General features: G+C 48.9%; 9 protein-coding genes. 2 read left to right on the top strand and 7 right to left on the bottom strand.

From position 1 onward, the window contains the following. Positions 1-39: 39 nt before the first annotated feature. Both H598_RS24040 and H598_RS0110805 read right to left on the bottom strand, forming a co-directional pair. Positions 40-1059, bottom strand: a complete 1020-nt coding sequence (locus H598_RS24040) for an AAA family ATPase (protein ID WP_084144425.1) — start codon at positions 1057-1059, stop codon at positions 40-42. Positions 1060-1129: 70 nt separating this feature from the next. Next, a complete protein-coding gene (locus H598_RS0110805; RefSeq protein ID WP_028113031.1) occupies positions 1130-1687 on the bottom strand; it encodes a hypothetical protein in 558 nt (185 codons plus the stop codon). A gap of 956 nt (positions 1688-2643) precedes the next feature. Between H598_RS0110805 and H598_RS0110795 the strand changes: the two genes are divergently transcribed. Then, on the top strand, positions 2644-5934 hold the full coding sequence (locus H598_RS0110795; RefSeq protein ID WP_028113030.1) for a VPA1262 family protein: 3291 nt from the start codon (positions 2644-2646) through the stop codon (positions 5932-5934). A 605-nt stretch (positions 5935-6539) separates the two neighbouring features. Here the strand turns inward: H598_RS0110795 and H598_RS0110785 are convergent. The 5 genes from H598_RS0110785 to H598_RS0110765 all read right to left on the bottom strand — a co-directional run bounded on the left by H598_RS0110785 (position 6540) and on the right by H598_RS0110765 (position 12325). Further along, positions 6540-7061 (bottom strand): single-stranded DNA-binding protein, encoded by a 522-nt coding sequence (locus tag H598_RS0110785; protein ID WP_028113029.1) that lies wholly within the window; start codon positions 7059-7061, stop codon positions 6540-6542. Between the two features lie 170 nt (positions 7062-7231). Further along, complete coding sequence (locus H598_RS0110780; RefSeq protein ID WP_028113028.1) at positions 7232-7672, bottom strand: hypothetical protein; 441 nt, start codon at positions 7670-7672, stop codon at positions 7232-7234. Positions 7673-8100: 428 nt separating this feature from the next. Next, complete coding sequence (locus H598_RS0110775) at positions 8101-9894, bottom strand: UvrD-helicase domain-containing protein (RefSeq protein ID WP_028113027.1); 1794 nt, start codon at positions 9892-9894, stop codon at positions 8101-8103. 255 nt (positions 9895-10149) lie between these two features. Then, positions 10150-11331, bottom strand: a complete 1182-nt coding sequence (locus tag H598_RS0110770; protein WP_028113026.1) for a hypothetical protein — start codon at positions 11329-11331, stop codon at positions 10150-10152. Between the two features lie 457 nt (positions 11332-11788). Next, a complete protein-coding gene (locus H598_RS0110765; RefSeq protein WP_028113025.1) occupies positions 11789-12325 on the bottom strand; it encodes a hypothetical protein in 537 nt (178 codons plus the stop codon). A gap of 88 nt (positions 12326-12413) precedes the next feature. On the opposite strand from H598_RS0110765, the gene H598_RS0110760 reads away from it, so the two are divergent. Beyond that, on the top strand, positions 12414-12698 hold the full coding sequence (locus H598_RS0110760; RefSeq protein WP_028113024.1) for a hypothetical protein: 285 nt from the start codon (positions 12414-12416) through the stop codon (positions 12696-12698). Positions 12699-12809 lie beyond the last annotated feature (111 nt).

The following is a 12809-nucleotide window of genomic DNA, read 5'->3' as shown; positions in this document are numbered from 1 at the left end:
TTCGAGATGGTGTTGGGATCGTTTGCGCTGTGGGCGCCGCTACTTTTTTGCGTAGCGGTCCACTACCTCCTTGGTGGTCAGAGCCATCTCCTTGTCCCAGCGACGCTGAATTACGGCATCGACAATCTCCTTGTCCATGTCATCAACGCTTTCACCGAAGACAAAGTCGTAGGCGTCCCTTATGGGCGCTTTCAGACCAAAAGCCAGGGTATAGAAGCACCAATCCACCAGCACCCGCGTCGAAAACACGGCGCCGATAGGATTGTCGCAGTTGCCATCCATCTCAGGACCCAGCACCGCTTTACGCAGGTCTATGGCCGTCAATTGCATCTTCTGGCGAAGCGCCAGAGGAAGCTGTGCAAACTGGGCATTCAAAATCTTATGCTCAGTCTCCTGGGACGGATAGTTCACCCTCAACCAACCAATCCTGCTTCGCAGAGCCTGATCGAGACGGTTGGAACTGGTATAGCGCAAACTGTCGCCACTACCGGTGGTATTGGCCGTGCAGATGATTCGACATTCCGGGTGCGGGTAGATGACCACGCCGCTCTCCAAAGGCCATGGCTTGCCCTCCAGCAAGAGGTGCATACAGGCCTGCAACGACTCATTCGCTTTATCAAGCTCGTCGAGCAGCAAGATGCCGCCGTCGCGATAAGCCAACACTGCTGCCCCCATCACTTCACGGGTGACCACCTGACCATTTTCCTCAACCAGCTGCTTTTCGCACTCAAACTCAGCGGGGTTCAGGTCCCCGTGAATCTTAACCAGGTGCAGTGCCATGTTGAGTTTGTCGGCCAGGTAAAACGCCATCTCGCTTTTCCCTGTGCCAGTTTCACCAACCAAACCCAGAGGGCGGCGACGAACCGGAGCGTAGGCCCATGCCAGGCATCGGCGCAGCAGGGCGTTCTCAGGGAAGTAGAAGATATTGGAGGTCGGTGCAAGCGGATTTCGCTGTCCAGGTATGGGCAAGCTGACTTCGTTTACCTCAAATGCATCGGGGAAAATGTCGGACGCATCGACACCTGAAACCGCGGGCTTTAGCTTTTGTGCTGCTGACATAATTGGATCCTCTCAAGGTATGAAGGGATCACTCCCCAACGGGAGTGGATCCCGTTAGGGTTGAATTGGGTTAGTAACAATCGTGGTCAGGATAGACAAGGCCACTGCCGGTGCTTACAGCCTGCATGCTCAACGGCAAATCCCAGTACAACGGAACTACGCCATTCCAGCCTGCTGCAAGCAGTTCTGACTCAGATGGAATGCCAAAACGGCCGATCAACTCACGGAGGAAGATTGAGTGGTCAAAGCCGACACAGGCGCAAACATACTTGGCCTGTAAGCTGAACCACCAAATCCATTCGGTATTGTGATCGTCGGTATTAGGCGCCACATCCCGCAACAACTTGAGCGATCGCTCAATGATTCCAAACCACAGCTGCCTGATGTCTTCGTCACTCCAGCGGAAATGGAACTCGCCCACGTGGGGGTCCAGATCCTGGGAAAACAAATCAATCAGATCTGTACATTTCTCTTGCTTGCGCAACGTCTGAACGATATCGTCATCCAGCGGATGCGCGATGTCGTTTGGGTCATCCCATTCAGGGTTAAAAACCTTTCTTTTTCTGGGCTTAAAGGCCCGTCTCTCACGCACTAATCGCGCTTGCTGCTTTTTAGTGATGACTCCCATAAGTAACCTCCGAAACTGGCGCGGAGATTACCCCCATGCGGGAGCAAAACCCCGCGTGGGAATAGGAATGAGTTGATTAGTTAAATGCCAACAATTTGCCGCTCCAAACGTTTGACACGAACAATCAGTTGTTGGGCATTAGTGGTATTTATGCATCGGCCTTTTCGAGACAGTGCAGAAACACGCCGCTTAATCAGGTGAGCTTGTGTATGTCTTTTCGACATAATTAACTCCTTAGTTGAAAAAAGGAGCATTGGTTTCCCCAGCGGGAGACGAATACTCCCAACTGAGACGATCACAAGGACCGCGATATAGCCAAGCAACAGGCCGCCGCATGGCTCTTTTACTTTCCTCTGTTTGCATCACTCAGTAAAGAGCGGTGAGCAAAGCTCACAAACACAACCAGGGGGAAGGTAAAATCTTGAAATCTTCATGGCTGAGTAACGCCATGCTCAAACCCTCAGAAACTAAGGGCTTGAGCGTGGCTTCAATAATCAAATTGACAGTGATACCAGCACTTCATCTGAATTGCTCGAGAAACCCCGTACTTCAGGGCTGAGAGGGATAGCGCCAACTGCGAAGCAGTCCCGGGCGGAACGTGAAATTCATATCGTTGGTAATAGCGATGATCTGAAGCAGATAACCGAAGCACCTAGTCACACTTATCAGCGGAATAGCTACCTGAAAGAACTGTTGAATTAGCAGCTTCAAACTCATTTCTGCCCCAAACCTTCTTACCGCCAGTTTGCTCTCCTATAAAATGGACTAATGCATCGTGGTCTTGTTCCTTAAATTGGCAACGTCTTAACCTACACGACCACCGAACAATCAGATGGCTAGTTTTCGGCATTAATACAATGAAAAAACGTGAAGCTGGTCATACATTGACACGCATACACCATATATTATTTGAATCAGGCACTAACAATCCAATCACCAAGTAGGGATGGACAACCATGACCAAAAGTCAAGACACTTTGTCATTCAAACTTGACTCTATCTTGAGCGATAAACGCATAGAAAGTTTATTTTCAGAGAAGTACTCATGTGCTCTACAGCTATGGTTGTTACGAATCGAAGGTAGTGAATTTGTTGATAATCGAGTCATTTATGGACGGCTACTACCTTACAACTTTGATAATGACTTGTGGTCATTTAGTGACAATGACAACTTTAAGACTTTCGGAAGTTACCGAGCTCAAGTCAAAAAGATTAATTTGTATGTAAAGGGAACTAAAGCCAAAAGTGTTATTGAGAGACTTTGTTCAGGAGACACCCTTCGAAAAATTAACGAAACATGTGGACTGAGCTTTGGTCAGGAAAAGATTGGTGATCTATTTGGAGATGTGAAGCTTAATAGTGAAGAGCTTATATATAAGCCTCTCGCATATTTGATTAATCAGGATGCTCGTCCGGCGGGGACTATTTCTAGCCCTCATGGAGGGGCTGGAGGGGTAAGTTCCTCTATTATTCAAAGCAATAAGAAAGAACTATTTGTTGTTCAAGGCAACTATAACGCCAACTTAACTGCGATGGTTATTGATCAATTAAACCAAGATACTGGATTTAAGTTTGAGGACCATGACTTACAAAGGTTTGGTGAAATTGAACTCATGATTCTCCCTTCAATTAACGAGCAAGAGAGGTCATTAAAGAGTGCTCGATGGTCGAATGACAAAAATAAGTTTCATGTTAGTTTAACACCAACTCAGATTCGTCAATACACTCGATTTCAGTTCAACTTCCGTATTGAGAACGACGGACAAATTCTATATTCATCAATTAAGAGGGCTACACAAAATAACGATGGTAACTATGAATGCACCTTCGAGACTAGTACAGCTCTTCACTCCATTGCCGACTCGATATCATTAGATATTTATGGTGCCACAAATGATATGGAAGATGAGCTAATTCTTTGTGATCGTTGGACTTCCCACTTTATTAGGGACCTGAACTTTCAACTAAGTATGGTCAATGGATCTTCTGAGTTTAATAAATTTGAGTGGTTAGAGAAAACTCAAACTCCTCAGGTATCAGATCGTGTTGCGAAAGTACTATCGATAAATAACAATTTTCCTATGCGAAACAATGTGACGACTAGGAAAACAGACTCATGGGTTACGATAAACCGCTCCTTAAGAGAAATGTTTGACCGCATCCATCCAAAAAGGTCAGATGGTGCTTTCTTCCCTACATTGGGTATGAGTAATGGTGAGGGGAGGCTGCAATTCACTGAATGGTTTAAAGATCTAGCACAAACCAATCAAGACAATTCAATTACGATCTTTGATCCATATTTTGAAGACGCAGGATTAGCTCTAATACTATTGAGTTCAGCTCCTAATTCTGACTACACGATTTTTAGAACGAATCATCAGAAAGAGGGTGACACAACAACTAAAGGGCTTGAAACATTATTGCGAGCGTGCAGCCATAATCACAAGCGAATGCAGCAAAAGACAATAAATATTTATGGCGTTCGTGATGGCACTTTACACGATCGCTACATACTAATGACAGACGGTAATGGACTTCCTGTCAAAGGTTACCATCTATCAAACTCCTTCCAAAGCGCTAACAAGAACTTTCCTTTACTTATTACTCCGATCCCTATTGATGTGTTGTATAAGGTTGTTGAGTACAAGAACAACTTACTATCTGCTTCTAAAGATAAAGTCTCCCATCTCTACAACTCAAAAACATGTGAGTTGAGCCCCGCTCAGCCAAGGAAAAGAGATGAGCTCTTTGATAGTGATGTGATAGGCGACATTTTATCCCACTGGCTTAATGAACCGTTATTAAAAGGACTGAAAGGGAATGAACTAATTAGTAAGCTAAGAGAACAAAATTTATATCAAGATGATTTCTCTCAATCTATAGATCCTAGTGGGCTTAAGACCTTTATAGATGCTACTGACTTATCTAAGGTTGATTTAAGTATTTACTGGGGAGAGATCGGTGAACTCTTATCCCGTACAGTCTCTCAATGCTACGATGTTGATTACTTCTCATCTAATACGAGATTTTTGAATTCGCTTGAGAACATTTTGGATGCAACATTCAACAAAGTTAATGACGAAAGCAACAAACATGAACTCTCTGTAATTTCCCCTAGTTACTTCCACCAAACGTTACCAGAGTTTCTATATAGTTCAATAGCACCCCACCATTTTTCACTAGGGATCAAACAGTCACTTATTACTTGGGGAGATTACTTCTGCATTCAGTATATGTGGGCATATGTTCCCACTTCCTTAGTTAAGATTGTGGAGGCTCAGGCGCAGGAACTAAACAAAATTTTTGCTGAGAAAGACAGTATGCGCCTATCTGTGCTAGGGCAGATACTACGAGAGATCTCACAGACAATTGAGTTTAAACAGACGAGTGATTTTCAATTAAAAGCTCTTTTGAGCAGTAATAACGACTTTTTGAAGTGGCTAGGATGGTGTGAACTTGAGAACCAAGTCATCTCTTCAAGTGACCTGTGCATAATTGATACTTTACCAACTCATGAGAAATGCATATTTATTGGTTGGTTGATAAATCGCCATTCAAATATTGAACAAGATACGGAGATATTCAATGAATTGGTTAAGGAACTTCAACAACATCTTCCTAAGAAGTTAGATATAACCCAATTGAGAAATACAATTAAATCGATGCTAGGACATATGAAGCAATTGTCTTGGGCCGAGCCTTGGATTTCTCGCAAAGTTCTTGCCCCTCTAATCGAATGTGACAAAGTAACTTTCGGAGATGCTAGCCAGATTTGGCATGAGGAGCTTATTAATTTACTCGAACTTAAAACCTTCACAACTTCGCGTTTGTTCAGTTCCACCCGCGAAGGCGAATTGACCAACATTGCAGCTTGGTTATGGACACAAAGCTCAAAAGCTCACCAAAAGAAGTGTCTCAAAAACTTTGAAAGAGTCATAAGAAAACAACAGCAAATAATTCGACAGCCATTGGCTAGCAGTGCTAATTGGTCCAAATGGGATGATGCCTTGAAGGTTTCTTTATGGATATGGCTGTTTGCAGAATGGTGCCAATATTACAGTTCAGTTCGTGATGAAGATAATAGTCAGCAGTTAATAAAGCTTTATGTCTCGGCAAAAGAGTTAGCGATGGTAAGGTCTGATTCTGAGTGGGCCCCCTCAGGCGCAGGAGAACAAAGTGAGCTGTTTCTTGCAAGAAAGTGGGTTTTTGAGCAGATAGAGAGCATTAAATCGCAACTGATCGAATAAATTTAGTCCCTTTGATTGTGGTGGCAAAAAACGAGTTAAGAAGGGACTTTTTGTGTATGTGATACCAATGGTCAAGAAAAATCATAAATGCCTAGCGAGTAGTGACCTATGTGAGCGTCAGCAGTGGCTTTATTATTTTACTTTACCATCATTCTCCTAAATACCCTTTTTGCAGGGTAATGGTTTCACGCGTGAGGCCATCGCCTTACTAGGCCTTTAGGGACAAAAAAGCGTACACACAATTATACACAGTCTGTACGCTTGTAATCCTTTGCATAAATGTTGTTAGTATAGGCCTGCCACTCACGCACAAATAGACATGATTTTTACTCTATAATCAATTACTGCGGGGAGGATGTCACTGATTTGCCCATTTTCGCCTCCGATACCACGCCATGCGATGCAATTGCTGCTGCCTTTGGCGCAAATGACGAGCCTGTAAAACGTGCAATAAATGCCGGTAAGCGTAGAATATGGCCACCGACATTACATAGCAGTAATAGAACTTTTCCATGATGACACTCCTTCGAAGGCTTCTTACAGCACACTGCCAATCAATGCACTGTAAAAAGCCCCCGAAGGAGGCTTTGAGAAATAATTAGGGGTTATTGGTAACCGCCCTGATTAGGCATGTTGTTACGGCCGCCTTGCTGACCACCTTGGTAGCCACCGCCTTGCTGGCCACCCTGGTAACCACCGCCTTGCTGCCCCCCTTGGAAGCCGCCACCTTGCTGATTACCGTTCTGGTTGGGCTGCTTGGCCAGCCCGTTCTGTTGCAGGCACTGCTTGGCCACCTTGGGCAGGTGAGTAACGACACTGAGCATCCGAACCTTGAGAGCACTTCTGTTCGCGCCTGACTGCTTGTCCTGCCACTGCTCCTGGATCAATTTGCCCTCAATGGCCAAAAAATCCCCTTTTTGCAGTTGAGCAAACAACTTCTGCAGTCGCTTGCCGTCGACGGCGACGTCAATGTAATGCGTCTTCTCTTGCCAGTTATTATTTTTATCTTTCCATGAATCAGTGTACGAAATGGAAATGGTGCCAAAAGGACCATGTTGACCTTGACTGATGTTTACTGAACCAATGTAACCAGCCAGGTTTACGGTATTGATGGATTGGATATGCATAACGATCTCCTTGGGGATTTACCCCGTTCAACTGAGGCATTGCCTCGAAAAGTCCTTGTGGACAGGGTTATTTCATCAGCTGCGTTGAATCGCGCCACTGGTGAAACCAGACAAAGGAGATCGCTCCCTAATGGGAGTGATCTCCCATTGGGATGAGGTGAATCTAACGGTTACGAAGCAAACTGATTAGCAAAAGTTGGGTTGATAAACAGCTTGCCCTTGTGTACTTGGGCGATGATATTCCCTTGACGAATATAGGTGCCCGCAGTAATCCCCGAGATGCCAACCTCATCGAACTCCAAAAACTTGGAGGATGGGTGACACTCAGCCCGATCAACCAGGAACTGGTCGAGATGGGTTAATGGAATGGAGTAGCTAGAACGAGCTACGAAATCTCTAGCTTTATTCCGAGCGCGTTCAATGTCTCTGGATAATGTATCGACTTTCAGGTCCAGAATATCAGGGTGGAACTCTGCGTATAAGGCAACGGCAGGGTCATTTTTTAAGTCTTCGACAACTTGTTTAATGCGATCGGCATCATTCCTTATCCGGAATTGGTCGATAGCGAAAAACAGAACTGCGCCTACGATAATGAGAATGATGAATTCCATGATTTGAATCTCCAAAATATTGGAGATCGTGTCCCTGAGGAGTTGATCCCCAGAGGGTGATGGCCGGATGGCCTGATACCAACAACTAATGTAGATGTTGGGCCGAGCAACCGATCACGGTTATAAGGACCAAGGGTCGTTATTACAATGAGCGGCAAAAAATCTGGTGGGAGAGTCACGCACACAAAAACGCCGCAATATTGTCAGCCCGGGTTTCGGGTGCTCAAGGTGCTATAGCGCCTTGTGACAATCTGCGTGGGGTGTGTTGGGCGCTTCCTGCGCCAGCGTGACCCTTCGAAGAGGTACCGCGGAACCATGTTCTGGCGGTAGTAAAAAGCCTAACGCGTCTGGCCATAAAATCAACAATGTTTTGGGATGTTTTGTGTGCTGCCTGAACAAACAAAGGCTTATTCCCCAACGCTGCCTGGCTATTGCAGGGCAAGCGCTGCTGAGTCGGCCGCAGAACCGTCAAGCTCCCGAAGCGGATATCCACCATCGGCCGCCAGCTGGGTAATGAATTGACTTGGGCCCTTGGCGTCATCCTCCCCCATGCCGTAGCAGTACATGCCCAGATAGTGCTTTGCGTGTGTCATGGCCACAAACAGAAGCCGCCTCGCCTCCTCAAGCTGAGAGTGATAGAGCTCGGAATCCCCTGAGTCATCCAGGCCCGGGATGATGTTCTCTTGCAGGTGGGTCACGATCACTCTGTCGTACTCAAGCCCTTTACTACTGTGGAAGGTGCGCAGCTCCACCTGGGCCCGCTCCACACTCTGTGCATTGCGAATTTGGGTGAGACGCCGCAACCAGATTTCGGCTTGCTGCCAAAAGTCGTCCCCACTGGCTGCCATCAGGTTCATTACCCTGTCCACCGAGCGTTTGAGGCTGGCCGTCGGCATGATGCCCGCCAATTGCCGCTGCCGCTCCTTCCAGCTGCCTTGATCTCTCACGGTATGGCGCCAGTTATTGCTGAAACCGTAGAGCTTCTTTACGGCGCTGGGACAGCCCTTAAGCGGCAACTGGAACCAGCCCGATTCCGCCACACTGAGCAGGATAGGCTTGATCTGGTCAAGAGGTACCTTAAGTGACAGCAGGACATCACCTAGAAACGGGGTGTTCATGGGATATCGAATGACATGGAGAACCCGGAACACGGTATTGACCTCTGGATCATCGAGAACGCTCCGTTCACGTCCCAGTTCCGCCGGGATGCCGCGGCGCTGCAGAGCCTCATGGAGACCTTTGAGCAGCGAGTTGTTTCGGGCAAGCACGCCAAAAGTATCTTGTGTCAGCGGCACACGGTTTTCTCCGTCCCGGCCAAACAGCGCCACCCTGCCCCCGGAGCCGGCGCCGGAGATGAAGCGCTTGTCGATGCGGTCCTTGTTGTGGGTGATCAGCTGAGCCGCGGCACTGAGCACCTCCCGCGTGCAGCGGAAACAGGTGTCGAGCACATGGCCGGCACTGCCGAAGGTCTCCTGGAGCCGCACGAACGCGTCGTAACCGCAGCTGCCGCGCCAGCCATAGATGGATTGGTCGTCATCCCCAAAGGCGATGAGCTTCTTGCCTTGTAGCCCCTGCAGCACCAACCACTCAAGCTGCTGGGCCGACACGTCCTGGAACTCATCCACCAGGATGTGACTGCACTCCAGCGGAGCCAGCTGCCGGGTCTGGGTCTGGGTCATGACCAGCACGGCCGCGGTCAGATCGTTGAGATCCACCTTCAGGAAGGTTTGCTTGAGGGTCCGGTAGGTCTCGAACACCTTAAAATAGCGACCATCGCCACTGCCGTCGTCTTTGGGCTCAAGCTGCCTTGAGAACTTGTCGATGGCCTGGCTGATGTCCCCCATCTCCCCAAACCCGGTCCGGATACCCGACTCCTGCACTGCACGGTCAATGAGCTGCCACTGCTCGACGCCAACACACAGCCTCTGCTGGCTCTGGCGCTGCTGGGCCTTGTACAGGCTGACGAACAGCTTGTCGAAGTTGACGATGCGCACCCTGCCCCTCTCTTGCTGGGGAAGCTTTTCGAAAAGACGATGGCGCATCTCCTCGGTCGCGGCATTGGTGAAGGTCACCAGCAGAAGTTGGTGGTAGGAATTGGCCAGCAACCCCATGGCGCACTCCACCATGGTGGCGGTTTTACCGCTCCCAGGTAGGCTGCACACGATGTTGTGGCCATCGCACGACTCGATTACTGACTGCTGGGCCTGGGTGAGCGTTTTCATGAAATCCCTCTGATGATACCTGGTTTTAGTCAGATTAAGCCGATGTTCATCCCCATCGCTGCAGTTATCGACGCTGCTTTGGCCCCTTTGCTGCCTTTTTGATTGGTGGCTAGCAAGCCTCAACGACTCAAGAAAAGAAGGGGCGAGCATTCCCCTTGCCCCCTCGTTACGGCCAGATTGCTGTCGCATCTGTTGCTGTTGTTGGCAGATATACCGTGTGACCCGTCCGAGTGACACTCTCTCCGCCGTTAGTAGCTAATTAACGACAGTTACGCCCGGCAGGTAACCACCACTTGCAGCAATGTGTTTGCGGATGTCCCAGAGTTGACTGGCAGGGAGGCCAAACTTACCCCCACTGAGAAACTCGATAAGACCAAAGAAAGCCGCAGGCTTGATGTCACTCAGTAACAAGGTGCACTTGGGGCCATTAACCTTCTCCAGAAGCAGGTGGTAATGGTTAGTTTTACTGAGAAACAGTCTGAGGCTGCAATCCTGGCATGCCCTTGACCCGTGGTTTGCGAGGTCGTTCCAAAAGTCAGATACACTGTGGCCACCGACTTGGTCATCACAAGCCAAATGGCAGGAGTCCCGTTCAACGCATCCGAGGACTTCATCAAGCAGGCTCACCGGGTTTAGTCGCTCACAATATAGCTTTTCATTACTCCAAATGCAGTCAGCCGCCATCACCAGCTCTGTCTTTTCAACACAGTGAATCTTATCGACATCGTTGAGGAAGGTCAGGGCAGTGTCAGAAGCTGGCTTATGGGCGTTCACTAGGACACGCAAGGCAGCCAGAACCATCAATAGATGGATCTCATTCCACAGGCCATAGTCGTAATTGCCGCCGCGAAATTGCTTGCTGTAGCCCTGTAACTGGAGTGTCTCCAGGAAGCTGCGCTTGGCTGCTTCTGCGTGATCATCTGGCAAATCCGCCGGCGCTTTGTCCAGTGGCAGATAGGTCGTTAGCCACTTCATTAACTCCTCACCGTGATACCACTGCTCAAACGAATGGGGCTCTCTAAATGAGGCCTCCAAAATTTTTGTCGTCTCTGTTTTGTATTCCCACTCGCCCAGCAAAGCCGGAACGATGACCTGCCGGTCTCGGAAGTTCCAGCCAAGGATGGCTGCAGTGAGTTCATAGGCGCTATTGCCGGTCATGCTGACCACCTGCGCCTCTATGAGCTCGCCTGGCTCGCGCAAGGGCTCGCCGAATTCGGCGGTCAGATAGTTGCACTCCGCCTCTGTCAGCTGCCAGCCCTTCTTATCGCCGTCGGACGGCCGGGCGCCCTCTGATATCCGAGACTCTCTGACGCCGATCATCTCGGCGATTTTTGCATTGGTGATGCCAAAGTTTCTTACATGGTTAATCACCAGGCTGGTGCGTGTGCGGTCTACTTTGCGTTCTTGGCTGCGGTCTGTGTGAGGGGTAAATTCCATCTTCAATACGTCTCAATAAAAGGGGGGAACGGACTCCCCCTTGGGTCAATATCATGCTGTGCGTCTGTTACTTAGACGGCTTGTTGTTGCCTCGGCCTTTGCCAGAGGGGCGACCGGTCTTTGACGGGCCATTCGGCGGTGCTGATTTAGCCATAGTGCATCCTTACCTGCTCATGCAAGGTTCGGTTAAGTGAAGCGCAACAGTCTGCGCACTTACTGATGAGGGGCCCACTCTTCAGATGGAGTAATCATTAGCGCAAACACCATACGCATCAAGCGTATATTTAGCGTAATGACACACGCCAATATCAGAAGGCAAGACTTTGGAGATGCGCTGAGACACGGTTTTTCAACTGCGAGGTAGGTAGTTTTGAAAGGTCGAGGAGCTTCCCTGGACGGCTGGCGTATGGGATTACGCCAAGCCTATTACTGCACAGCTAGCCTGTCTGTCGGGCCGCTACTTCCCCGATGCCTCAAGGAGATCCATCATCTGGGCCAGTAGCTTATTGCCCGTCAGTTTTGGGTCTGCGATTTTTCGCTCCTTTAGCAGGGCGCTGAAGCGCACCGCATTAACCTTGGAGCAGGCCAGCGAGTGACCCTGGCCGCCGCCAGCCCGGCTGCGGCGCATGGTCAGAGTTTGCAGGGCACGCTTGTGCCCCGCATCGTTAAGATACACAAGTATGTTGTCAGCTATGACCTGCAGCACAGACAGAGGCGCCTTGCGAACCGCGCTTTGGCTACCATTGACGCCAAAGGAGTGGATCCTCGACCCCGTGGTATTGATGCCCTTTACCTGCTCACCGTTCGGTAGTGTAGTGATACCATGTTCCACCGCATAATGAATTGGATCGGACAGCAGGCTGAGTTGATCGTGCGAACCTAGCGACCGCACATAGTCCGAGGCATACCGGTCCTGCTTTTTGCCAGTTAGATAGCTGGCAAGAAGAAGTAGGTCATCAAGCTGATTGATTTTGTATTTCGGCGTGGCATTCATGAGCTGGCCCAGTTTGTGATTATGCCGTACAGTGTATCAAATCACTAAGTGATTTACAGTTGCTGATTTTAGGAGGCGAAGAGCCCACATGTTGTCGACACGAGAGAGCCTACGTCATTTATCGGAACTGCTGGCCGACACTCGGCTTCTGGTTGACGAGCCAGCACCAGCAGCACTTATTGAGTTGCTTCAGAGGCTTGATGAATACCGGCGTGCAGGCCATCGGGTTTGGGTGCTGAAAATTGAAGAGGAAAGGCGTGGCTGGCCTGGCCTCTGGGATATTGACGTTGACGCTGATGACGATGTGTTTACTGAAATCGACGAACTGATAACGGACTTTATTGATCTGGAGACTACGCGTTCCAAGGGATAAATACAGAGCATAAAAAGTTGTAAAACCGCATTAGGTGAATGGTTGTTACTCGGCTCCGTTATAGCTCCAGCCCAGGATTCGATCCACGCTCCCGCGAAGGGAGCGACAACT

It is taken from the genome of Ferrimonas kyonanensis DSM 18153 (genome assembly GCF_000425405.1).
GTDB lineage: Bacteria > Pseudomonadota > Gammaproteobacteria > Enterobacterales > Shewanellaceae > Ferrimonas > Ferrimonas kyonanensis.
The sequence above is the reverse complement of the archived record's forward strand: the minus strand, read 5'-3'. Positions and strand labels throughout refer to the sequence as shown.

Bases quoted from the DNA above. Each gene is read 5' to 3' on its own strand.
- H598_RS24040 (WP_084144425.1), bottom strand. From the start codon at position 1,059: ATGTCAGCAGCACAAAAGCTAAAGCCCGCGGTTTCAGGTGTCGATGCG.
- H598_RS0110805 (WP_028113031.1), bottom strand. From the start codon at position 1,687: ATGGGAGTCATCACTAAAAAGCAGCAAGCGCGATTAGTGCGTGAGAGA.
- H598_RS0110795 (WP_028113030.1), top strand. From the start codon at position 2,644: ATGACCAAAAGTCAAGACACTTTGTCATTCAAACTTGACTCTATCTTG.
- H598_RS0110785 (WP_028113029.1), bottom strand. From the start codon at position 7,061: ATGCATATCCAATCCATCAATACCGTAAACCTGGCTGGTTACATTGGT.
- H598_RS0110780 (WP_028113028.1), bottom strand. From the start codon at position 7,672: ATGGAATTCATCATTCTCATTATCGTAGGCGCAGTTCTGTTTTTCGCT.
- H598_RS0110775 (WP_028113027.1), bottom strand. From the start codon at position 9,894: ATGAAAACGCTCACCCAGGCCCAGCAGTCAGTAATCGAGTCGTGCGAT.
- H598_RS0110770 (WP_028113026.1), bottom strand. From the start codon at position 11,331: ATGGAATTTACCCCTCACACAGACCGCAGCCAAGAACGCAAAGTAGAC.
- H598_RS0110765 (WP_028113025.1), bottom strand. From the start codon at position 12,325: ATGAATGCCACGCCGAAATACAAAATCAATCAGCTTGATGACCTACTT.
- H598_RS0110760 (WP_028113024.1), top strand. From the start codon at position 12,414: ATGTTGTCGACACGAGAGAGCCTACGTCATTTATCGGAACTGCTGGCC.